This window comes from Thioalkalivibrio sp. ALJ3 (assembly GCF_000377205.1).
GTDB lineage: Bacteria > Pseudomonadota > Gammaproteobacteria > Ectothiorhodospirales > Ectothiorhodospiraceae > Thioalkalivibrio.
The window spans coordinates 119,969-141,339 of the sequence record NZ_KB897907.1 but is presented as its reverse complement, the minus strand read 5'-3'; the positions used below and the strand labels follow the sequence as shown (position 1 = coordinate 141,339).

Annotated in this window: 23 protein-coding genes; 2 read left to right on the top strand and 21 right to left on the bottom strand. The window is 64.4% G+C overall.

Features of this window, described 5'->3' with window-relative positions:
* Positions 1-196: 196 nt before the first annotated feature.
* Both C935_RS0107175 and ettA read left to right on the top strand, forming a co-directional pair.
* Entirely contained in the window at positions 197-907 is a 711-nt protein-coding gene (locus C935_RS0107175) for a helix-turn-helix domain-containing protein (RefSeq protein WP_018861837.1), read from the top strand.
* 131 nt (positions 908-1,038) lie between these two features.
* The gene (gene ettA / locus C935_RS0107170) at positions 1,039-2,706 is read left to right on the top strand and encodes an energy-dependent translational throttle protein EttA (RefSeq protein WP_018861836.1); all 1,668 of its coding nucleotides are present in this window, start codon (positions 1,039-1,041) and stop codon (positions 2,704-2,706) included.
* Between the two features lie 81 nt (positions 2,707-2,787).
* Here ettA and C935_RS0107165 read toward each other — a convergent pair whose 3' ends face one another.
* The 21 genes from C935_RS0107165 to C935_RS0107065 form a co-directional block, all read right to left on the bottom strand.
* Complete coding sequence (locus tag C935_RS0107165) at positions 2,788-3,834, bottom strand: HlyD family secretion protein (protein ID WP_018861835.1); 1,047 nt, start codon at positions 3,832-3,834, stop codon at positions 2,788-2,790.
* Complete coding sequence (locus C935_RS0107160; protein WP_018861834.1) at positions 3,818-5,893, bottom strand: TolC family protein; 2,076 nt, start codon at positions 5,891-5,893, stop codon at positions 3,818-3,820. Before C935_RS0107160 ends, C935_RS0107165 begins: the two co-directional genes overlap by 17 nt.
* Positions 5,893-7,233, bottom strand: a complete 1,341-nt coding sequence (locus tag C935_RS0107155; RefSeq protein ID WP_018861833.1) for a glycosyltransferase — start codon at positions 7,231-7,233, stop codon at positions 5,893-5,895. The genes C935_RS0107160 and C935_RS0107155 overlap by 1 nt, the downstream gene beginning before the upstream one ends.
* On the bottom strand, positions 7,230-8,654 hold the full coding sequence (locus C935_RS12760; RefSeq protein ID WP_231372837.1) for a diguanylate cyclase domain-containing protein: 1,425 nt from the start codon (positions 8,652-8,654) through the stop codon (positions 7,230-7,232). Before C935_RS12760 ends, C935_RS0107155 begins: the two co-directional genes overlap by 4 nt.
* Before the next feature lie 285 nt (positions 8,655-8,939).
* On the bottom strand, positions 8,940-9,938 hold the full coding sequence (locus C935_RS0107145; protein ID WP_026278706.1) for a phosphotransferase: 999 nt from the start codon (positions 9,936-9,938) through the stop codon (positions 8,940-8,942).
* Positions 9,931-10,413, bottom strand: a complete 483-nt coding sequence (locus C935_RS0107140) for a hypothetical protein (RefSeq protein ID WP_018861830.1) — start codon at positions 10,411-10,413, stop codon at positions 9,931-9,933. Before C935_RS0107140 ends, C935_RS0107145 begins: the two co-directional genes overlap by 8 nt.
* 92 nt (positions 10,414-10,505) lie before the next feature.
* Positions 10,506-11,108 (bottom strand): hypothetical protein, encoded by a 603-nt coding sequence (locus tag C935_RS13010; protein WP_018861829.1) that lies wholly within the window; start codon positions 11,106-11,108, stop codon positions 10,506-10,508.
* Positions 11,109-11,209: 101 nt separating this feature from the next.
* Positions 11,210-11,776, bottom strand: a complete 567-nt coding sequence (locus tag C935_RS0107130; protein WP_018861828.1) for an SgcJ/EcaC family oxidoreductase — start codon at positions 11,774-11,776, stop codon at positions 11,210-11,212.
* A gap of 238 nt (positions 11,777-12,014) precedes the next feature.
* Complete coding sequence (locus tag C935_RS0107125; RefSeq protein WP_018138841.1) at positions 12,015-12,992, bottom strand: LysR family transcriptional regulator; 978 nt, start codon at positions 12,990-12,992, stop codon at positions 12,015-12,017.
* Positions 12,993-13,051: 59 nt separating this feature from the next.
* The gene (locus tag C935_RS0107120; protein ID WP_018861827.1) at positions 13,052-15,373 is read right to left on the bottom strand and encodes a nitric oxide reductase activation protein NorD; all 2,322 of its coding nucleotides are present in this window, start codon (positions 15,371-15,373) and stop codon (positions 13,052-13,054) included.
* Between the two features lie 22 nt (positions 15,374-15,395).
* Positions 15,396-16,199, bottom strand: coding sequence for a CbbQ/NirQ/NorQ/GpvN family protein (locus C935_RS0107115; protein ID WP_018861826.1), 804 nt, complete (start codon positions 16,197-16,199; stop codon positions 15,396-15,398).
* Between the two features lie 81 nt (positions 16,200-16,280).
* Positions 16,281-16,694, bottom strand: coding sequence for a hypothetical protein (locus tag C935_RS0107110; protein WP_018861825.1), 414 nt, complete (start codon positions 16,692-16,694; stop codon positions 16,281-16,283).
* Entirely contained in the window at positions 16,691-17,326 is a 636-nt protein-coding gene (parA, locus tag C935_RS0107105) for a ParA family partition ATPase (protein WP_018861824.1), read from the bottom strand. Before parA ends, C935_RS0107110 begins: the two co-directional genes overlap by 4 nt.
* 59 nt (positions 17,327-17,385) lie before the next feature.
* Positions 17,386-17,667 carry a 4a-hydroxytetrahydrobiopterin dehydratase gene (locus tag C935_RS0107100; RefSeq protein ID WP_018861823.1) on the bottom strand — a complete coding sequence of 94 codons (282 nt, stop codon included), beginning with the start codon at positions 17,665-17,667 and terminating at the stop codon, positions 17,386-17,388.
* A gap of 32 nt (positions 17,668-17,699) precedes the next feature.
* Entirely contained in the window at positions 17,700-18,125 is a 426-nt protein-coding gene (locus C935_RS0107095; RefSeq protein WP_018861822.1) for a bacterioferritin, read from the bottom strand.
* Between the two features lie 10 nt (positions 18,126-18,135).
* Positions 18,136-18,450 (bottom strand): BMC domain-containing protein, encoded by a 315-nt coding sequence (locus C935_RS0107090; protein ID WP_012982277.1) that lies wholly within the window; start codon positions 18,448-18,450, stop codon positions 18,136-18,138.
* Between the two features lie 68 nt (positions 18,451-18,518).
* Positions 18,519-18,812 carry a BMC domain-containing protein gene (locus tag C935_RS0107085; protein WP_012982276.1) on the bottom strand — a complete coding sequence of 98 codons (294 nt, stop codon included), beginning with the start codon at positions 18,810-18,812 and terminating at the stop codon, positions 18,519-18,521.
* Positions 18,813-18,843: 31 nt separating this feature from the next.
* Positions 18,844-19,143, bottom strand: coding sequence for a BMC domain-containing protein (locus tag C935_RS0107080; RefSeq protein ID WP_012982275.1), 300 nt, complete (start codon positions 19,141-19,143; stop codon positions 18,844-18,846).
* A gap of 44 nt (positions 19,144-19,187) precedes the next feature.
* On the bottom strand, positions 19,188-19,520 hold the full coding sequence (locus C935_RS0107075) for a carboxysome peptide B (RefSeq protein ID WP_018861820.1): 333 nt from the start codon (positions 19,518-19,520) through the stop codon (positions 19,188-19,190).
* Positions 19,521-19,524: 4 nt separating this feature from the next.
* Complete coding sequence (locus C935_RS0107070) at positions 19,525-19,776, bottom strand: carboxysome peptide A (RefSeq protein WP_018861819.1); 252 nt, start codon at positions 19,774-19,776, stop codon at positions 19,525-19,527.
* Between the two features lie 16 nt (positions 19,777-19,792).
* Positions 19,793-21,361: a carboxysome shell carbonic anhydrase gene (locus C935_RS0107065; RefSeq protein ID WP_369771392.1), complete on the bottom strand. Its 1,569-nt coding sequence runs from the start codon at positions 21,359-21,361 to the stop codon at positions 19,793-19,795.
* Between the last annotated feature and the right edge of the window lie 10 nt (positions 21,362-21,371).

Genomic DNA, 21,371 nt, shown 5'->3' with positions numbered 1-21,371 from the left:
CTCGACTGGCGATCGATTCGCATGTGAGTGTCATCGTCGGCTCCCCTTGGTTTCGGCTGCGATGGGTTACGGCAAGACAAGGCACGCCGTGAGATCAGCATTGCGAAGGGGAGACCCGCCCCGCTAGTTCAGAAAATGAACCGGAAAACACCCGTTGGCGGAGCCATAATCGGGAAAATGGCTGCGGAGAAGCGCCATGACCGACCGAACGGGATACAGTCAGTTCTGCCCTGTGGCAAAGGCGGCGGAGATCCTGACAACGCGCTGGACCCCCCTGATTCTGCGTGAGCTGATCAGCGGGTCCTCGGGTTTCAACGAGATCCATCGCGGCGTGCCGCTGATGTCGCGTGCACTGCTGGCCCGCCGTCTGCGGGACCTGATTGCCAACGGCGTCGTAGTCCGAGAACGTACGGACTATCGTCTGACGGAGGCCGGCGAGGCCCTGGGCCCTGTGATCATCTCGATGGGCCTGTGGGGGCGGCGCTGGGTGGAAAGCGCTGCCGACGGCCCGGACTGGGACGCGGGCGTTCTCATGTGGGACATGCGCCGGCGCATCGATACCGCGGTCCTTCCCCCTGGGCGAACCGTCGTCCAGTTCGACTACAGCGACGCACCGCCCGAACTTCGACGCTGGTGGCTAGTCATCGAAGACGATGATGTCGACCTCTGCCAGTCCGACCCCGGATTCGAGGTCGACCTGTACATCGCCACTACCGTGCGGGTGATGGGCCCGGTATGGATTGGCCAGCAACCCCTCGCGCCGGTCATCGAACGCAGGGATATTCGGGTTCTCGGAAGACTGGAGCTGGAACGCAGCATCGGGCGCTGGATGAAGCTGTCAGTCATTGCCGAACAGGCGGCAAGGTCGCCCCCCACAAAGGCATCCTCTGGCACAGCCACCGGCTGAAACGCCGACCATCGCCCAGGTCGAACGCGGTCCTCATGCGCTTCCCACCGGCTGGGATGGTAAAGTGCGGGCCCAGCGCGGGTCGTCAGTGGCCTGCCCATCATTCAAACCGCATTGGTCGCAGGAGCATCATGGCGCAGTACATCTTCACGATGAACGGCGTGGGCAAGATCGTCCCGCCGAAGAAGTACATCCTAAAGGACATCAACCTGAACTTCTTCCCGGGCGCCAAGATCGGCGTGCTGGGCTACAACGGTGCGGGGAAATCCACCCTGCTGCGCATCATGGCCGGCGTGGACACCGAGATCGTCGGCGAGGCGCGGCCGCAGCCGGGCATCAATATCGGCTACCTGCCACAGGAGCCCCAGCTCGACGAGAGCAAGGACGTGCGCGGCAATGTCGAGGAGGCCGTGGCCCCGATCAAGGAGGCGCTGGCCGAGCTGGATCAGGTGTATGCCGCCTATGCCGAGGCCGATGCCGACTTCGATGCCCTGGCCGCCAAGCAAGGCGAGCTGGAGGCGAAGATCGAGGCGGCCGATGGGCACAACCTCGAGCGCAAGCTGGAGGTCGCCGCGGACGCCCTGCGCCTGCCGCCGTGGGATGCGGACGTGAAGACCCTGTCCGGGGGTGAACGCCGCCGTGTGGCGCTGTGCCGCCTGTTGCTATCCAGCCCCGACATGCTGATCCTCGACGAGCCGACCAACCACCTGGACGCCGAGTCCGTGGCCTGGCTGGAGCGCTTCCTGCAGGAGTTCCAGGGCACCGTGGTCGCGGTCACCCATGACCGTTACTTCCTCGACAACGTGGCCGGCTGGATCCTCGAGCTGGACCGCGGCCAGGGCATCCCGTTCCAAGGCAACTACTCGCAGTGGCTGGAACAGAAGGAAAAGCGCCTGAAGCAGGAAGAAAAGGCCGAGGCCGCCCGCGTGAAAGCGATGGAATCCGAGCTCGAGTGGGTGCGCTCCAACCCGAAGGGCCGCGGCGCCAAGAGCAAGGCGCGCCTGAAACGCTTCGAGGAAATCGCCTCCAGCGACTACCAGAAGCGCTCCGAAACCAAGGAGATCTACATCCCGCCGGGCCCGCGCCTGGGCGACAAGGTGCTCGAGGTGGAGAACCTGTCCAAGCACTTTGGCGACCGCGTGCTCTACCAGGGCCTGTCGTTCTCCGTGCCGCGCGGTGCACTGATCGGTGTGATCGGCCCGAACGGCGTCGGCAAGACCACCCTGTTCCGCATGATCGCCGGGCAGGACCAACCGGACGACGGCGCGATCGAGCTGGGCGAGACCGTGCAGCTGGCCTACGTGGACCAGAGCCGCGACGCGCTGCAGGACGAGAAGACCGTCTGGGAGGAGATCTCCAACGGACAGGACATCATCCAGGTCGGAAACTTTCAGATGCCCTCACGCGCCTATGTCGGCCGCTTCAACTTCAAGGGCACCGATCAGCAGAAACGCATGAAGGAGCTGTCCGGGGGGGAACGCAACCGCGTGCACCTGGCCAAGCTGCTGCAGAGCGGCGGCAACTTCCTGCTGCTCGACGAACCGACCAACGATCTGGACGTGGAGACCCTGCGCGCGCTGGAAGAAGCCCTGCTGGACTTCCCCGGCTCCGCGATCGTGATCTCGCATGACCGCTGGTTCCTCGACCGCATCGCCACCCACATCCTCGCGTTCGAGGAGGATGGCAACGTGGTGTTCTTCGACGGCAACTACCAGGAATACGAGGAGGACCGCCGCAAGCGCCTGGGCGCCGAGGCCGACCAGCCCCACCGGGTGAAGTACAAGCGCCTCGCCTCCTGATCGGGATCAAGTCGCGGCTCGGGCGCAGGGACTGGCCGGACGACGGCCAGGGAAAGGGAAGCGCTGATTATTCAGCGCTTTCTAGAATTTCACACGCAGCGGCAGGCGGTCCACTCGCCAGATCTCCGGCAAGTCCGTGGCCGGCTCGACGATCACCGGAACCGTGCTGTCGGCGCTGCCGAGACCGGTACGCAAGGCAGCCGGCAATCGGTCGGCAGCCCCGACGGTTGCGGTCACCGTGGCTTTCTGGCGCTCTCCGTCCGGCAGGATCAGCGTGACCTCTCGCCCACGTTCGATCCGGCGCTCCAGGTGGCGGGGCTCGACATAGGCCACTACGCGCAGACGCGTCCCGCTGTAACGCAACAGTGGCGTGCCCATCGCGACGAACTGGCCAGGCTCTGCCAGCAGTTCCGTCACCACCCCGTCCAGATCAGCCTTCTTGACCAGTTGACGACGCTCCTGACGAACCTCCGCCTGATCGCTCAACAAGTCGTCATGACGCAGCTGCAGGCTTTCGGGCCACGATTCCACCGCGTCTCCCCGCGGCACACGTGCAAGATCGCCCTCAAGCTCGGCGATACGTTCCTCGACCCGGGCCCGCTCCGTGCGCACCGGCAACACCTCTCCCCGGTTGGCGGAGCCGCGTTCGAACAACGCCTCCAGGCGCTGCTCCTGCGCGCGAAATTCGCTCAGGCTGTCGCGCAGCAGTTCGATACGGCGTTCGAGGTCCGATTGCTGTTCCTGACCGGTCCGCTCCGCTCGCGTGCGCAGGCGCTCCAGGTCATCCTCGATCTGGCGCTCGCGGCGTTCCAGCTCCGGGCTGTGCTGGCGTACCACTTCATCGCCCTGTGCTATACGGTCCCAGGGCTCCACTTCAATGGACTCGACAAACCCGGGCACCTGCGCCAGGAGCTGATGCTGCGGGTACCAGACCAGCGCCGGCACTTCGGTCGACAGGGCGTCGTCCACGAGCGTGTACAGGAAGTACAGCACAGGACTGGCAACCAACAGCAGGATCAGGTACCAGCGCAAACGGAATGCGACACGGCGAGCCGACCCGTAGCGCACTTTGAGTCCGCTGTCCTGATTCGCCTGCCTGCGGCTGCTGGAATCAAAGCGTATCTTCATCGGCCCACATGTCCTTCAGATCGGAATAGCTCTGGATGGCCACCGGCAGGCGCGGCTCATCGAGGACGTCCATGGCGGCACGAAGGCCCCGGGTCATCGGCTCCCAGCCATGATGGAACCAGCTGTTTCTGGCCGGCAGGGCCGATTCAACACTCTGGGCCAGCGTAATCGTCACTGCGGAGTCCCGATCCAGCACCGGCTCGAGTCGTTGCGTAATACCGTCGATTTGCGTGACGTACGTCATCAACGCCACCTCGTCCACGCCCATTTCCTCGAATTCGCAGACAAGACAGCGATCCGGTTGCCCGAAGTCGCGCGGATGTGCGCTGAGCCCAACGGGCCACGGGGTGATCTCCGCGACCGCCTCCACTGTCTCCAGCCAGTAATCGAGCAGACGTTCTCGACCATAAGCCTCGGTGTCGAGCTGATCGATCTCGATGTCCAGATGCAGGTCGGCAAACCCGATCCGCTCGAGTTTGCGGATGATGTCGAGCAAATCCTGTCGCGTTTTGGGGAAAACCCAGGTCGGTTCACCGAGCAGCAGGCCCACCTCGACATCCCGGTCACGCGCCCGGCCCATCAGGGCCTCGAGGGCATCGGGACGTTCCGCGTAACGCGCAATCTGGTCCGCGTCGAGAGAAAGCCACACATGGTCCACCCCGGCCCGATCCAGTATCGGCCAGAAGTCGGGGTCGCTTCCCTGAATGACCGGCTCGCTGTCCCACAGGTAAATCCGCACGGGCCCCGGCAGCATCGACTCGCGCACCAAACCTTCCTCCAGTACACCCCTTGCGTCCTTCATCCGGCTGACCGGCTGCGGACGATCGCTGGCCAGCCGGTCGCAACCGATCTGGGCGCGCCACACGCCCAGCGCCGCGTCCAGCCAGCCGTGAGCCGCCCGATAAAAGGCCTCACGCGCGGACAGGACCTCGTCCCATGAACCTGCGGTGCCGCTTTGCGCGCGTTCCTGCACGACCTTAAGGGCCTGCGCCGCGTTCTCCATATCGCGCCCGCTCGCGTCGAGGCGCCGCTTGTGGATGCCCAGACGCTCCCGTGCCAGTTCGCGACGCTGGGCAACCGCATCGGTGGCCGCTGCCCGCTCGTAGCGCAGTTGGCTCTGCTCTGCCCGGACCTCCCTTCGAAGGGCATTTTCGCCCCTGAGCGCGCGCAGCGGGACCGCGACGGACCATACGATTTCCAGCCCGCTGCCCAGACGACTGACATCATCCTCGTAGGTCGAGTTGTAGCGCAGCTGCACATCCGATTGCAGGGCATGGAAGCGTGTCAGGGATTCACGCTTCTCCGCCGCCCGCAATTCCTCTTCCAGTGCCAGCACCTCGGGCGCGGCCTCGAGGTCGGGCGCCGGGCAGGAGGCCCTGCTCGGGTCGAACCATGCCGGGGTCGCGTCCAGGCGCACCGTCCGGCCCAGCAGGGCCTCCAGTTCGACACGGGCCTCGCGTTCCTCCATCGCTGCCTCGTCCGCATCGAGGCGCGCACCGTCCAGCATGCGTTTCAAAGCTGCGACTTCGTCCTCGCGCATCAAGCGCTCGTCACGACGTTCACCCAGGGCCCGATCCAGCTCCGGGGCAACCGCGAGCATCGACTGGCTCAGGCGCTGTTGCTGTCGCGCATGCCATACCTGTGCATAGGCTTCCGCGATATCGCGACGAAGGGACTGCAGCGCTTCTTCGTAGCGGTACCAGGCGGCACCGGCCTCGCCCTGTGCCTGCCATTGTGCTCGACGCTGCTGTTCGTCCGTTCCCAGAAGAGGACGGCGTACGCCGATCGACCCGCTCCCGCCCCGATAGCGCCGATTGATGCCCTCCACGACGGGTTCACGGTAGGTACCCGCCCCGACGTTCCCGAACAGTTCCCAGCCACCTTCCTGATGCCGGCGCTCACGCAGCGCCTCGGCCCGCTCGAACGCCGCCTGGTCCGCCAGGAGCGAAGGCGCCTGCTCCGCAGCATCCAGCAACTGCGGGAGGCTGTCCGCGGCGGCTGCCACCGGCAGCAGCCCCGCCAGCAACAGGCCCCGAATTGCCGAGCTTCGGATCACCATCAACGCTTGCTCTTCCGCAGCACCCACCACGGGGCCATTGACGATTCCTGGTTCGAGTGGCGCCACCATTCGTTGACGATGGCCACCAGTGACCAGACCCGGACCGCCAGTGCATAGAAGGGAAATACCGGAATCAACCACGCCAGCCGCAGATCCGTGATGCGGCGCTCCGAGATGAACACGAGGGCGGTGATGTACAGCAACGCGGTCAATACGGCGTAAAGGCCCATGATCACAACGAACGCGGCTGCCACTACACTCGGCTCCGCGACCACGACCAGCCATAGCGTATAGAGCACGATCAGGATCGGCATCACCATCTGGAACAGCATCCCGAACCATATGCCAATGATCAGATTCCACCAGCCCATCTGGCGGGGCGAGAACGCATGACGATGCTTGCGCACGTACATGTAGAACAAATCACCGTCCCAGCGTAGACGTTGCTTCAGCAACCCCCCAACCGTGCCCGGGACATCGGTGTGCCCGATCGCGCGCGGCTCGAAGGGAATGTAGAACCCCGGGTGACGGCCAAAATACTGCTTCAGGCGCAGTGTCAGGTCGAGGTCTTCGGCCGAGCCCGTGGTCCAGCCCCCGATCTGGCGCACCATCTCGGTGCGAAAAACCCCGAACGCCCCCGAGATATTATTGATACTGCGAAACTCGCCCAGGCCCACCTTTGCCAGGTGAATGGTGATCATGTACTCCAGCGCCTGAAACCGTGTCAGCATGTTTTGCCGCCAGTTGCGCACGCGCAAGGACCCCGCCATCGCGATCACGTTGGGATCGCGAAAGTGCCCAGCCGCCTGCTGGGCCATCGTGTTGTCGAAGGATGTGTCGGCGTCCACCGCCATCACAATCTCTCCACGGGCCAGGTTCAGTCCGGCATTCAGCGACGAGACCCGACCACCCCGTGGCACCTTGGGCACAATGACCAACCGGCGGCTCGCATACTCATCGACATGAGCCTCCATGGCACGCAACGCCTGCAGGGTTTCACGATTCTGGTCGGCCCCGTCCACCACGGCGATGATTTCGATCTGTCCCGGGTAGACCTGCTCCAGCAGCGAGCGAACGGTTCCCTGGACCGAATACCCCTCGGCATAGCAGGTCACGATGCAGGTAATGCGCGGTGTATACGGATACCAGGTCGGCACGGCATAAATCTGGCGCGTGTAATGGCGCAGCACCCCAAGCCAGATCAGCAGATTCAGCGGCAGCTCCAGAAACAGCACGAACGGGATGAACATGTAGGCGAGAACCAGCGCGTCCGAATCCGCGAACAGCCCGGTCAATGCGGCAACCACATGGGCCAGGAAATCGAGCACCGCGTCGGTCATTGCGAACGCGACACCAGGCGAGCCATCACGGCTGCCGCGTCTTCGGCTTCGGCCATTCCCATGGAGGACTCGTGGTAAACACTGCCAAGGCGCTTTATGCCCGCCTCGCTCACGATGTCCTCCAGCAACTCCGACAGCCGCCCCGCCAGCACATCCACGCCACTCGCGGTGGTCTGTGGGAGAAACAGCCAGATCCGATCTTCGCCCGTGCGCGTCATCAGGTCCGTGGAACGCACCAGTGCCTTGGTTCGCTCGGCAAATGAATCCACCAGGGCCACGCCACGCCCGTATCCCAGCGCATCAATCACCTTGGGCATTCCGCCCATGTGCAGCAGGATCAGCCCGAACCGTATCTCTCCGTGGCGGCGCCGAAGTTTCAGGGACCAGTCGAGAAAGTATTCGAAATGCTCGGGGTTGACGTAGTTGATCTCGTCGAAGGCGCCGTACAGATCCCCCAGTTCGCCGGTACGCGCCAACAACCGACCCGCCTCGGACAAGCGATAGCGGTAAACGCTCAGCGGCTCGAGATCGTCAGGATCGTGTGCCTGACCGCAGCCCAGACATCGCGCCCGGACACGGCCTTCCATGAACATGTGCTGGCAGCTTCCACAAACGTGGTTCTCCAGCGGTCGATCATAGTCCTCGCCAATGTGGCGCAGCACCGCCGTGCAGTTGGGACAGCGCAGCATGCCGCCATCCTGAAACACACGCTGGGGCCCCACATGCCCACAGGAAAAGCAGTGCAACCCCGGCTCCGTGCGGATATCCAGCGAATCACACTCCGGACACACATCCACAAAGCTCAGATGCCCTTGTCTGCAGCCCGGGCAAAGACGCACGCGATCCAGCAGTTCCAGCCCTTCCACCAGGCGCCGCTGGCGCAGGCCGCGCAGCCAGAATTCCGGGGTGTCTTCTTCGATCAGCGCCTCCAGCAACGGGTAGCGATACAGCTGCTGGGCGCGCCAGTCCCGCACCGGCACGAGATAAAGCCCCGGGTGACTCCACAGGAGCGCCAGCAGTATTTCGTCCTGGCTGCGCGGTGTACGCCCCCCGTTGACCGCCTCGAGCCGGCCCGCGCAGTCGCCAATACGCTCACGGGGATTGTCAACGGAACTGAACGCACCGTCGGACAGCGCCCGCGCTTCCGCATCTGCCTCCCCATGCAGCCAGACAAGGCGCATCCGGGTGTCATCGCGCTGTCGCAGGGTTCGGGTGATCGCTGCAGCGTCGTTCAATGAATCGGCGTCGACTACAAACGCCGTCACCGGACCCCATTCGCCCCGGGAGGCGTCATACTCCTCCAGACCGGGAAACGCCGTAGCTGCCAGATCGACTGCGAGTTGTTCGGCCAACTCTGCCTGCCGAGTGAACACCACCAGGTGTGGAGAAACACTCCCGTGTTGTTCGGACGTATCGGTCATGCGGGCTGCCAAGCTGCCGTGAGTACAAGGTCGAAGGCTCAGCCACTCACCGGAGTCGCCCCCTCCTGGTCGAAGCGCCGTCACGATGGTTTGCGGCCCAGATACGTGACAACGGTCTCATAATGCTCGAAGACGCGCTCGGACGCATGTGCCATCCTGCCAAGTCCCTCCTGCGCCACTCACCCACGCTGCCCGCAACGACCACCCGACTAGCCAGTGGGCGCGCGGCCTGCAAATGGAAACCGCCCACACGTTTCCCGTCTCCGGCCCCGGACGGCAGCCCCATCAGAGCCAATCGAGGACCCTGCGCGTCTGGTGCTCGGCGTAGCCATTGCGTTTCCAGTGGTCCGGACTCCAGCCGGCCAGAAAACGCTGGAAATCCGCCTGGGCCAGCGGAAACAGTTCGCGCCATTCATCCTCCAGTGCGTCCAGTTCCACACCCGCTCCGTGCGTGGTGACAACCTCCGAGCGCAGCGCTGCGAAATACCCTTCCAGCAGGTCCTTCTCGAAGCGCTCCTGATCGGCCTCGCCCAGACAGCTGCCGATGAAATACGCAACGTCCTTCATCCCGCAGCCACCCCCGACATACTGGAAATCCACGGCAGCCACCCGATCGCCACTCTCGCTGAAACAGAAGTTCGCGACCTTGGCATCGCCATGCACCAGCGTCTGAAAGCGCGCCGCATTGAGTCGCTGATCGAGCTTCGGGGCCGCGTCGCGCAGTCGGGGATCGGCGATGGCCGCCCACTCGTCCGGGCGGGTCGCGAGGTGCCAGTAGGTACCCGTAGTCCAGAGCCCAGAGGGTCTGGCACCCAGAAAGGTCGCGTGAAAGGCCGCGAGCCATGCAAGGCAGACCCCGGCCTGTTCCAGCGACAGGTGATGGTGGCGAAGCGGAAAACCGGCGGCGTCCAGGTCCTCCAGCACAATCAGGTGGGAATCGCCCAGATCCTGCGTGAGGTGGCATTGCGGCACGCGACAGGCGTCCCTGCAGCGCCTCGCCCAGTCACGGTACCAGTGCATCTCGACCTGATAGGAGTGCCGCTTGCGCTCGTGTCCCCGCGCGCCCGACCACCCTCTCGGGTGGCGGCGATCGTCCGGGAACACGATGTGCTTCGCGATAACGGTGGGGACGGACGCCCCTTCGAGGCTATAGCGGACGATCTCGCCGTAGCCACTCCAGAGGGTCTGGACGTGCTCGATGGGGATCGCTCGGCGCGCGCCCGTGGCCGCGCATACGGCGGCGGCTATCGCCGCCTGCGATTCGTTGCAACGGGGCTCAGACACCCGGGTCGTTGCAGGTTGCCGTCAGGCGGCCCTCGACCGGGTCTCGCGTCATGCCGGTATCGGCAAACAGGCCCTCGGCGGTGAGTTCCGCACCGTCGATCCGGATCAGGGGTTCGGAGGGACCGTCGGCAGCGGAAAACCATTGATCGCCCGAGCGGCTGCGATTGGCTTCCAGCACCTCGCCCTCCGGCGACATCACGTCCCCGACCTGCACACTGACCGTATGCATCAGCATGCCGCTGACCTCATTGCGCGAGACAAACACGCGTATCGGGCCATCATCGGTCTCGGCATCGCCAACGAGTGTTTGCAGGTCGCCTTCGTCGGCCTCGCCGGAGAAGTCACAGATCTGAACATCCAGGGTGTAGGTTTCGCCGTCCAGTTCCAGTTCGGCGCTGTTGGAGGCCTGCGCGCTGCCGGCGCCGGCCAGCACCACGCCGGCGGCGGCCAGGGCCACGAGTGAGCGCTTGGACATTCCCTTTCTCCCGATGGTGGCGAACGCCCAGTATCGCGGCTCGTCCCACGAGGGACAAACGCTCGTCATTACTGAACGGCGCAAACGGCCCCTCAGTCACCCCCCAGGCTGACGGACAGGAAGACCCCAACCACACCCGGTATATCCCAGCCGGAGGTACGCAAGGGAGGAATGGCGAAGCCCGTGAAGCCGACGCCGCGATAATCCACCGTGAGCGCGGGCATCGCCAGGGGTGTCCACTGGGTCTCACGCGACCATGCATTCACCCGCGCGGTATTGCCTTCGAGATGCACGTCCTCGGCACGCCAGGTCGTCTGTCGGTAATGGGCACCCACGACCCCGTCCAGGCGAACCCGGAGGTCATCTCGCTGATAGGTCCCAACAGTGTAGGTGATACCGGCGACCGGTCCGCGATAGGCAAACGAATCACGCATCATTCCCCCCGCAACGCCCCAGCGCGAATCATTCGGTCGATAAATCGCGATCAGCGCATCGTGGCGTTCGTTCCAGCCGCAACGCCCGGCAGGACAGCCCCCTGTACCATCCACCCAGCGAGAAGTGCCCACAGGCAGCCCCTGCACGGCCGGTTCCGAGCCCCTCTCGTGCGCGGTCCAGCCACCCAGCAGGAATTGCCACTCCGCCGCCAACGCGGCGCCCGGCATCACGAGAACGGCCGCAACCAGGGCCGCAGCCATAAGCCGCCTTGTCATCGGCAACCGGGAACGCGAATCAGCGTGAAAGCGGCCCTTCGAGCCTGCCGTCGATCCCCCCCTGTGCAACATCGGGATCTGCCGGCTTAAGCGGTGGGCATCATCGAAGAGTGGTGATGCACGATCTTCCACTCCCCGTCGCGGTTCTCGTATACAAAGGTATAGCGCGCAGGAACTTCCTGCGTCTCGTTGCCGTCGGTCACGCGGAAGGTATAGGTGCCGGCGTCGGTCAGCTTGTTGCACCCGAGCTTCACATTGCGCGTATTGATCGTGCCGAAGGGCTTCTTCTCGAGGAAATGCTCGAAGTAATCCTGGATCTCGGCGTGGTTGGTACGCGGGACGTTGGACACGGTCGGAAGCAGCACCGCGTCATCGGCGTAGAGCTCCGTCACGCGACGGGCATCGCCCGTCTGCAGGGCGTCGTTCCAGGCGTCGAACAGTTCCTCGGCCAGACGGCGCGTGGCGGGTGCGCAGACCACACAGCTCTCATTCGGCGGGGTATCGATCGCGGCGGCGAGCATGTCGCTGCCCGTCCCGGTCACCGGGTGATGCTGGTCGCGGTGCGAGGCGCTCAGGCTCAGGCGCGAACGCGGCGCCTCGTCGGCATTGATGAACTGGGTGCCGCTGATACGCGGACGGGTCACGGTGCTCACTGCGTGTTCTCCCACTCGGGCCGCTGACGGCCGGGTAAAGCGTGAATTTTAAAGAAAGCGCTGAATAAAGCCATCTTGGCTTTCTCAGCGCACGCGGCGCTGCAAACGCGGTCTGCAGCTTGCTTCGGAATCAACCGCCTACGGTGGTCGATTCCGGCGGCACATCCCCGTGCCGCAGGGAAACGCCGATCAATCAGCGTTTCCCAAGGGACCCTCCCGGGCCTGTCATGGCCGCCAGTCAGCCGGCCTGGGCCTTGAACGCGGCCAGCAGGTCCTCGACCTGCCCGCGCACCCGGGCCTCGTCCTGGATGGCGAAGTCGAGAAAGGTCTGGGCGACAACGGACAGGACCTTCTTCTTCGGGTAGACGATGTGCCACTGGCGATGGATGGGGAAATGTTCCACATCCAGCAGCGCCACCGGGCCTTCGGCCCCTTCGGCGCTCAGGGTGTGCAGCGACAGCACGGCAATCCCCAGGCCACCGATCACTGCCTGCTTGATCGCCTCGTTACTGCCCAGTTCCATGCGCACGGGCGGGCTGATCCCGTGCTCCTGGAACAGCTTGAGCGTCGCCTCGCGGATACCCGAGCCGGGCTCGCGCATCAGGAACGTCTCCTGCTCCAGCTCCTTCAGCGGGATATTGCGCCGACCGACCAGCGGGTGGTCGCGGCTGGCCATCACCACCAGCGGATTGGGCGCGAACGGGTGCACGGCGACATCGGTCAGCCGCTCGGGGACATGCCCGATGATGTAGAGGTCGTCGTCGTTGTTCGACAGCCGCTCCAGCACCCGGTCAAAGTTGCTGACCTCCAGCGACAGCTCGATATCGGGATACCGCCGGGCGAACTGTCCGAGGATGCTCGGCGCGAAGTACTGCGCCGTGGTAATCACCGCCAGACGCAGACGCCCGCGCTTGAGGCCGTGCATTTCGGCCAGTTTCATCTCGAGATTGGTCAATGCGCCGAGCATCTCGCGGCAGGTGTCGTACAGCAGCAGACCGACCTCGGTCGGGAAGGCCTTGCGCCCCACATATTCAAACAGGGGGAGCCCCAGCGCCGTGGAGAGCTTCTTGATCTGGATCGAGACCGTTGGCTGGGTCAGATGCAGTTCTTCCGCCGCGCGGGTAAAGCTCCCCAAGCGCACGATCGCCTCGAACACCTGCAGCTGACGCAGCGTGGCGTGCCGGATCAGGTGCGCCGGCAGCTCCGACTTGAGCATCACCTGCGGGAGACCGGACTCCTTTGGCGTAGGGGACTGGGACATACGTGAGGTATCGTTTACCGCGTGAGGCCCGCGTACAGCATCGGCAGCTTCTCCGGCAGCCGGTCGATCTGGTCCAGCACCATGAAGTGCTGGGCCCCGAAGATCCGCTCCACGTACTCGTCGGCGTTCGGATCGAGGCTCATACAGAAGGTGTACACCCCCTTGCGCCCAACCTCCTCCACCGCCCGCTTCGCATCCTGACGCAGGTACTGCGGGTCGCGAACATCGGTATCCGCCGGCTCGCCGTCGGTGATGATCAGCAACAGCTTCTTCGCCGTGCCCTGGTTGTGCAGCTGCTGGCCGGCGTGGCGAATGGCCGCCCCCATGCGGGTGGAGAGCTGGCCCTGCATCCCGGCGAGGCGGGCCTTCGCGGTATCGTCGAACGGGGCGTCGAAATCCTTGAAGCGGTAGTACTCGACATCGTGGCGCCCGTCGGAGGCGAAGCCATGGATGGCGAACGGGTCGCCAATGCGCGAGATCGCACCGGACAGCAGCGTGGCCGCCTCGCGTGCCAGTTGCACCACGGTCGTCTCGCCGTCGCCGATCGTCTCGTTGGTCGATTCCGACAGATCCAGCAACACCAGCACGGACAGGTCGCGCACATGGCGCAGATTGCGCACATAGATGCGCTCGTCGGGCTGGCGCCGCATGCGGACATCGATCTGTGCCTCGACCAGCGCGTTCACGTCCAGCTCGTCGCCCTCCGGCTGCTTGCGCATGCGCTGCACGCCCTGGGGCTGCATCGCCTCGATCAGGAATTTGAGGCGCGAGACCAGCGGCTTGTGCTTGTCGTAGATGGCCTCGATTTCCTCGATCTCGCCCTTTTTCGGGCGCCGCTCCAGCAGCGTGACCCAGTGCGGCCGTTCCAACTGCATCTGGTAGTCCCACTCGTGATAGTGGAACGGCAGGGAAATCGGCTCCTTGCCCTCCTGCTGGTTGATGCTTTCGTTTTCGCCGTCGCGGAACCACTCGGTCGCCAGCACCAGGATCTGCTGGGCATCGTCGCCGGCATTCGGCACGTCCAGCGTATTGATCATCTGCATCGGGGTGACGTAGAAACGCTCCTGCCCGGAGCCATGCGCAGCCAGGACCTCCGCCTCTTCCTCCTCGCGGCCGAAGTTCCAGAGATAGCGGTTGTCGTCCCGATAGAGGACATCCGGCGCGACCTTGGCCGGATTCATGTAGCCCTGCTCGGGGAACTCGGGCGCCAGCGCTTCGGCCAGCTCGCGGGCGAACCCTGCGGCCTCGAGATCGTCCATGCGCTTCGCAAACGCACTCACGGCCTTCTGCACGAACGCATGCGGGTCGTGGCAATCGGGATCGAGCAGGGCACGCGCGGTGCGCGCCAGCAGTGCCTGCGGTGTCTCGCCATCCTCCGCCGTGGCGGTATGCAGTGGCACCCAGATCTGGCGCAGGCCCGGGAAGGCGGCGATGGCCAGGGACTCGACGCGCGCGTCCTCGAACAGTTCGGTCAGGATGCCGACCACGCCCCGCGGGGCTTCCTCCGGCTGCATCTCGCGGGTGTGCACCACATGCGACGCCGCATGCGCGGCCGCCGCGCGATAGAGATCCAGCCCGGTCAGGCCCTCGACATCGTCATAGGCATCCGGGAGGAAGATCGTGAAGCCGTCGATGTAGGGGCGGTACCCCTCACGGGACTCGAAGTCGCCACTGGTCGGGCGCATGAAGAAATCACGTGCCCACAGCGAGCGCAAGTAGAGGTTGATGCGCCGCTGCACGTCCACGAACAGCGTGCCGCGGCGCTCCTTCTGGAACACCGAGCGTGACTCCGGCGACTCCAGGCCGAAGTAGGCAATCTGGGCCTCCAGGTCCGTGCGGTGTGCCTGCGCACCCCACGAGGCCCAACGCCTCAGCCCGCCCAGCGTCAGGTGGGTCAGCAGTTCGTCCAGGTGCTCCAGCATCGGACGCACGCCACGCGGCGCCTGCCCCAGCAGGTTGTCCAGCAGGCGCAGATAACCTTCGAACAGCGAATAGTCCCCCAAGCGCTGGGCCGCAACCGGGCTTGTCTCGATCACCAGGGTGATGACCGCCGCGGAGGTCTTGGAGTACATCTTGATCGCGGAGCTGAGCAGTTCCGCAACCGCATCCTCGCCCAGCTCCTGGGCCAGTGCCGGGGCCTCCTGCACAAAGGCCACGACCATCTCGGAACCGCGCCCCAGGGCCTGGAGACTACGCGCACCTTCAAGGTAGTAGCGCTTGAGCCCGCTGGCGCTGAAGGCGCGGCTGGCCTCCTGCCAGGAACTTTCCAGCACCCCCGCGGCGTGGTTCCCCAGATCGTCAAGGAGGTCCTGGTAGTCCTCCAGATGGATGCTCATGGGTTTGGCGCCCCGAGCTGCGCTAGAAGAACGTGGTGACGGCCGAATCCAGCGCGTCGCGCATGTCCGGATCGTCGGTGATCGGGCGCACCAGGGCCATGCGGCACGCACCCAGCGGCTCCACCCCCTTGGCGATCAGCGAGGCGGCGTAGACCAGCATGCGGGTGGAGATGCCCTCGTCCAGACCATGGCCCTTCAGGTTGCGCGCGCGCTCGGCCACGCTGACCAGTTTGCCGGCCATCTCCTCGTTAATCTTTCCCTCGTGGGCGACGATCTTCGCCTCGGTCTCGTGACCCGGATAGTCGAAATCCAGCGCGCCGAAGCGCTGCTTGGTCGACTGTTTCAAATCCTTCATCAGGCTCTGATAACCCGGGTTGTAGGAAATGACGACCTGGAAGTCCGCGTGCGCCTGGACCATCTCGCCCTTCTTCTCCAGCGGCAGCACACGGCGGTTGTCGGTCAGCGGATGGATCACCACCGTGGTGTCCTGCCGGGCCTCGACGATCTCGTCGAGATAGCAGATCGCACCATGGCGCGCGGCCAGGGTCAGCGGGCCGTCCTGCCAGCGCGTGCCATCGGCATCCAGCAGGTAGCGTCCCACCAGATCGGATGCAGTCATGTCCTCGTTACAGGCGACCGTGATCAGCGGCTTGCCGAGCTTCCAGGCCATGTGCTCGACGAAGCGGGTCTTCCCGCACCCCGTCGGTCCCTTCAGCATCATCGGCATGCGCACCGAGTACGCCGCTTCGTACAGCTCGATCTCGTCCGCGACCGGCTGGTAATACGGCTCTTCCGTGATCAGGTGATCGCGCAGATCGTCTTGCATTGCCCAGACTCCTCAATCAAAAAAGGCCGGGGGCCGGGATCGCTGCTTCCCCGGCCATCCCCGGCCCCGAACCACCCAGCCCTAGTCCGGCCAGATACGATTCGGGTGCAGATTCTTCCACGGCTCGTCGGCCGTTGCCTTGGCCTTGTTCGGATCCAGCTCGGCTGACCGACGTCCCCGGCTGCTCGGAGCAGATCCACCGGATTTGGCTGGGGTCGCCTTGCGCGCGGACTGTGCCGCGGGCTTTCGGGCCGGAGCCTTGCGCTTGGTCGTGGAGGCCTTGCGGGTCGCCGTTTTACGGGTCGAACGCTTGGGGGCTGCGGCCTTCTTTGTCGCACCCGCCTTGGTGCTCGCCGCCGGACGGCTTTGAGCACTCGCGGGGGTCGTGCTCGTGTCCTTCTTCGGCGCGCTGTCCGCGGCCGCGCTGCTGTCCTTGTTCTGATCTTCTCGGGCGCTGCGCACTCCGGCCGCCAGTTTGTCTTGCAGATTGCTCATTGCGACACCTCCTCGATGATGGCTTCGATCTCCTCGGCCGCCGGTTCACCCGGCTTGCCCAGGTCATACACGGAACAGCCTTCCAGCGCGGAGCGCCGGTAGATGGCCCGCCGCCGCAGCGACTGCTCCAGGGCGGGGATGTCGATCTCCATCAGTGCGTGCTTCATCGCGCGCGAAAGTGCACTGCGGACCTCGAGCTGGTTGACCACGATATAGGGGCGCAGCGAACGGTTTTTCATCTGCGCCTCCTCCAGGCCGCGCCCCATCCGGACGCTGCCCCAAAGGTCGACGGGGGAAGGGAGAACGGGGATCAACACGACATCGGATCCCGCAAGTGCGGCAGTCACCGCGCCACCCTCAAGCGTTGGCGGACAGTCCACCACGATGTGATCATAATCCTTGCGCAATGCCTTGAGTTCGCGTTCCAGCGGGCCCGCCACTGCGAACACGGAGGCTGGAAAGGGCCGCTCGTCGGAGGACATCCGCGCCCACTGACCGGCGGATCCCTGCGGATCCGCATCGACGACCAGGGTCCGGCCGCGGCGCGCCAGACCGGCGGCGAGGTTCATGGAGAGGGTGGTCTTGCCGGTGCCCCCTTTCTGATTGACTACCGCGAATACCCGGGAACCCACGAATTAGCCTCCTGGGGAACCGGGCGGCCCGGTTCCTTGGACTCTGACGTGATGATCGATCAGCCAGTTGTCTCGCTGGCCAGTCGATCCACCGCTTGGGCAAAGCGTTGATCCGCCTCGCCAATCTGGTCGCCGTCGCGCGCATCAATGGTGATGTTCACATACGTCGTACCGAAACTGATATTGGGATGATAGCCATCCTCCTCCGACAACTCGGCCACGCGATCGAGAAACTCCCGCGTGATGCCGTAGCGGTCAAAGGTGAACTGCTTGCTGATGGTCGCCGAGGAACCCTTGCCCGGCTCCCACCCGGCCGGCACCACGAGATCGCTATCCGCCATGTACTACTCCAGAACGTTGGACGGGCGCGTCCTTAACGAACGGCCGCATCCTGTGCGTCGATCTCCCGTACATGCTCAAGCTCATCCTCCAGAATGCTCTCGAACAACTCGGCATCCGCCGCGGCACCCACGCGTCGACAGTACACCGCCGCCTCGTCATACAGGCGAACGGCCTCCATCTCGAGTTCGCGGTTGCGTTCCAGCAACTCCCTCATCGAGCGTCCCAGACGCACGGGCGCCAACTGGCTCCCGTTGGGAGTCACTCCATGGTGAAACATGCGGGTCATGAAACGATCCGCATGGTCCAGTTCCTCCTGGGCGTCCCGACGCAGGCACTCGCTGACATCGCTCATGCCCCACATCGCGGTCAATCGCGCCTGGGCCAGATACTGCTGAACCGCGGACAGCTCATGCGCCACCGCGCGGTTCAGGTACCCCACGATCCGCGGATCCGCCATCGAGGTTGCCTCAGCTGGCCGAGCCGTCGGCGGTCGGGGCCTTCGGCAGGATGCTTTCCACTTCGGAGTGGACGCGGGCAATGATGTGCGCGGCCACCAGACCGTCACCCACACGCTCGCAGGAATCCGCACCGGCACGCACCGCAGCGTTCACGGCACCCGTCTCGCCACGAACCAGCACGGTCACGTAACCACCACCGACGAACTGACGACCGATCAGGCGCACTTCCGAGGCCTTGGTCATCGCATCCGCCGCTTCAATTGCCGGCACCAGACCACGGGTCTCGATCATGCCCAGGGCCACACCAGAAATTTCGCTCGCCATTGCTAACCTCTTCTACAAACGGGCTGCCGGGCCAGTCGGCCGCGGCAGCGTTCATCCGCCGTAAGGACTTACGGCTTTTCCGGCAGGATGTTTTCCACCTCGGAATGCACACGGGCAATGATGTGCGCGGCCACCAGACCGTCACCCACACGCTCGCAGGAATCCGCACCGGCACGCACCGCAGCGTTCACAGCGCCGGTCTCGCCGCGCACCAGAACGGTCACGTAACCGCCACCGACGAACTGACGACCGATCAGGCGCACTTCCGAGGCCTTGGTCATCGCATCGGCGGCTTCAATCGCCGGCACCAGACCACGGGTCTCGATCATGCCGAGGGCCACACCAAAGTTTTCGCTAGCCATTACTCAACTCCTATCAAGCGTTACTGATGAATTACTTTTCAACCTGCTCGGGCAGGATGCTTTCCACTTCGGAATGCACGCGGGCAATGATGTGCGCGGCCACCAGACCGTCACCCACACGCTCGCAGGAATCCGCACCGGCACGCACGGCGGCGTTCACGGCACCCGTCTCGCCACGGACCAGCACGGTCACGTAACCACCACCCACGAACTGACGACCGATCAGACGCACTTCCGAGGCCTTGGTCATCGCATCGGCGGCTTCAATCGCGGGGACCAGACCACGGGTCTCGATCATGCCCAGCGCCACACCAAAACGTTCAGTTGCCATTTCTCTTTCTCCTGGAGTTACAGTTTTTCCAATTAAAATGACGCTCAAGCCGCCTTGCGGGCACTAGCAGAGCGCTGTGCATCGGTCTGGTCTTGTCCAGCCTTGTCCTTCGACCCTTCCGCCTTCTTTCCACCATCGTCCCAGTGATCGATGATGCCGCCGATCGTAAGATCGGTTGTCACCCTGGGGTCATCGAGCGCGTAACGCGCCGCCGATCCGGAGATCGTGAACACCCAGTTGCCCGGGTGTGCTCCCACCGGATCCACGGCCACGCTCAGCGCGCCCTTTTGATCCACCAGCACGCGCAGCGACGTGGTCTTGAGTCCGTCCACGCGACGGGTCACCACCAGTTCGTCCTGCACCTGCATAATTTCCATGGAGCTACTGCTCCTCCCAGTAATCGATGATCCCGACGATCGTCGCGTCACTGGGGTATTCCTTGCTGCCGGCCGCCTCGCGCGCCGCGGACGATCCGACCACGATCACCCAGTCTCCCGGGATGCAGCCGACCGCATCCACCGCGACCGTGCGCGGCCCGCCGGCCTTTTCCTGCACCACCAGCAAGGGACGGTGGCCCAGATCCCGGATCCGGTTGGTCGAAACGAGCGTCTTCTCTACCTTGCAGATTTTCATTCCGTGTCCCGTTAGCTCAACCGGCGAGCGGTTCCAATTGGCTGCCGCTGCGCTTGTCGCGAATCACCATGTGGCACCCGATCAGGCCCTTTTCGGCCAGTTCGCGGTAGCGCGCCATAATCTGGTCGCGAATCCGCCGGCAGCGGGCCTCGACCCGCTCGCGCGACCCCGGCACCTTGCGGTCGTAGCGGTAATGGATCACCACTGGTACCGGCAGGCCCCGCTCGACATTCAACTGCCGAAAAATCTTGTTTACCCCCACATCCATGCCGTGGGCGCCTTCTTCCATCGTCTCCAGATGCGCGAAGTAGGCAAAGTTGCGTACCTGCATCTCCTCGACTTCCTGGCCGACGATGATCACCCGCTCCCGGTGGCCCACATCGGCGTAGTGCCCGTTGTGGTAGCGCGCCACGTAATCGAGCTGTGAGATATTGTTCAGCAGCAGCCGCGAGATCAGCCGAAGCATCCCTTCGTGCGGTGCCCCGTTCCCGTGTCCCCAGCCCTGCTGGTGGATCGCGTCCTGGATCGCCTGATACACGCGCAGCTCCGCGTTATGGGCATCCTGGTCCTGCGTCTCCCGGTACAGCTTCGCGCTGTCCACGAAGCGGTACAGACTCATGCGCGTTTCGGCATCCGGAATATGGATCTTCACTGCATCCGTATCCGTATCCACGCCGATCAGCAGCGTGTCGACCGAGGCCCCACAGCAGTAGGTGTTCTCGATCGCCTGGCGAAACGCCCGCAGCTGCCGCAACGCCGCATCCGCCGCATCCCGTTCGCTGTTGCCGTGCGCCGCACACCCCTGGTGATGTGGATCCGCACTGCTGTAGTGATACGCCGCGATCTTCAGGTAGCGACTCGGCACATCCGCCGTGGTCGGCCGTCCTTCGCGAAAGCGCAACAGCTCCCGTTTCGTCCAGTGGCGCACATCTTCCTCGATATCGAACTGCGCCCCGGCATAGCTCTTCACCCGAACGGCCAGATCCGGCAGGCGCAGAATAAAGCGCCGCAGGCTCAACAGCCGCCCATCGGAACAGGGCGAGATGTCCACTTCGTGGAAATCGCAATCGAGGAAATACGCAATCGCGCGCTCCGCCTCGTCCACCAGGTCATCCCGACCCGCCCAGTATTCGTTGACCAGCTGATCGAACAGCTCGAACGTCCCGTGCAGGTACAGTTCACGCGTGTCCAGATCATTGATCCACGCATCCTCAAGGACACGTTCCGGCAAGCGATAGCCAAGGTTGTCCTCGACGATCCGCTGCGCCTTTTCCTCGAAGTCCCGCTCATGCTGCAGCGCATGGACCTCTTTCAGTACCGGCACCAGGTTCGCAAAACGATCACGAAACCCGCTCTCGAACGCATACAGCCGTTCGTTATCCGCCACATCCGCCAGTGGATGCCCGGGCTTGAGCCCGGCCGGCGTTTCCAGTGCCGCGGCGGCCTTCGGCGGCACCGCACTCACCAGAGGCTGCGACGCCACCCCAGTGGACGCCTGTGCTGCCGGCGCGCGGGCGGCACTTCCCCGCGGCGTCGCGTAGCGCGTGCCAAAAGGCGAAGTCTTGCGGCGGCCTCGGCGCACCATCGTGGTCGTA

Excerpts from the sequence above, each read along its gene's own strand:
- C935_RS0107080 (WP_012982275.1), bottom strand. The coding sequence starts at position 19,143 with ATGGCAACTGAACGTTTTGGTGTGGCGCTGGGCATGATCGAGACCCGT.
- C935_RS0107100 (WP_018861823.1), bottom strand. The coding sequence starts at position 17,667 with ATGGCGGATAGCGATCTCGTGGTGCCGGCCGGGTGGGAGCCGGGCAAG.
- C935_RS0107165 (WP_018861835.1), bottom strand. The coding sequence starts at position 3,834 with ATGAAGATACGCTTTGATTCCAGCAGCCGCAGGCAGGCGAATCAGGAC.
- C935_RS0107175 (WP_018861837.1), top strand. The coding sequence starts at position 197 with ATGACCGACCGAACGGGATACAGTCAGTTCTGCCCTGTGGCAAAGGCG.
- C935_RS0107065 (WP_369771392.1), bottom strand. The coding sequence starts at position 21,361 with ATGGTGCGCCGAGGCCGCCGCAAGACTTCGCCTTTTGGCACGCGCTAC.
- C935_RS0107125 (WP_018138841.1), bottom strand. The coding sequence starts at position 12,992 with ATGCTCAAGTCGGAGCTGCCGGCGCACCTGATCCGGCACGCCACGCTG.
- C935_RS0107075 (WP_018861820.1), bottom strand. The coding sequence starts at position 19,520 with ATGGAAATTATGCAGGTGCAGGACGAACTGGTGGTGACCCGTCGCGTG.
- C935_RS0107085 (WP_012982276.1), bottom strand. The coding sequence starts at position 18,812 with ATGGCTAGCGAAAACTTTGGTGTGGCCCTCGGCATGATCGAGACCCGT.
- C935_RS0107090 (WP_012982277.1), bottom strand. The coding sequence starts at position 18,450 with ATGGCGAGCGAAATTTCTGGTGTGGCCCTGGGCATGATCGAGACCCGT.
- C935_RS0107095 (WP_018861822.1), bottom strand. The coding sequence starts at position 18,125 with ATGGCGGATCCGCGGATCGTGGGGTACCTGAACCGCGCGGTGGCGCAT.
- C935_RS0107140 (WP_018861830.1), bottom strand. The coding sequence starts at position 10,413 with ATGTCCAAGCGCTCACTCGTGGCCCTGGCCGCCGCCGGCGTGGTGCTG.
- C935_RS12760 (WP_231372837.1), bottom strand. The coding sequence starts at position 8,654 with ATGACCGATACGTCCGAACAACACGGGAGTGTTTCTCCACACCTGGTG.
- C935_RS0107115 (WP_018861826.1), bottom strand. The coding sequence starts at position 16,199 with ATGCAAGACGATCTGCGCGATCACCTGATCACGGAAGAGCCGTATTAC.
- C935_RS0107070 (WP_018861819.1), bottom strand. The coding sequence starts at position 19,776 with ATGAAAATCTGCAAGGTAGAGAAGACGCTCGTTTCGACCAACCGGATC.
- C935_RS13010 (WP_018861829.1), bottom strand. The coding sequence starts at position 11,108 with ATGGCTGCGGCCCTGGTTGCGGCCGTTCTCGTGATGCCGGGCGCCGCG.
- C935_RS0107120 (WP_018861827.1), bottom strand. The coding sequence starts at position 15,373 with ATGAGCATCCATCTGGAGGACTACCAGGACCTCCTTGACGATCTGGGG.
- C935_RS0107155 (WP_018861833.1), bottom strand. The coding sequence starts at position 7,233 with ATGACCGACGCGGTGCTCGATTTCCTGGCCCATGTGGTTGCCGCATTG.
- C935_RS0107110 (WP_018861825.1), bottom strand. The coding sequence starts at position 16,694 with ATGAGCAATCTGCAAGACAAACTGGCGGCCGGAGTGCGCAGCGCCCGA.
- C935_RS0107160 (WP_018861834.1), bottom strand. The coding sequence starts at position 5,893 with ATGGTGATCCGAAGCTCGGCAATTCGGGGCCTGTTGCTGGCGGGGCTG.
- ettA (WP_018861836.1), top strand. The coding sequence starts at position 1,039 with ATGGCGCAGTACATCTTCACGATGAACGGCGTGGGCAAGATCGTCCCG.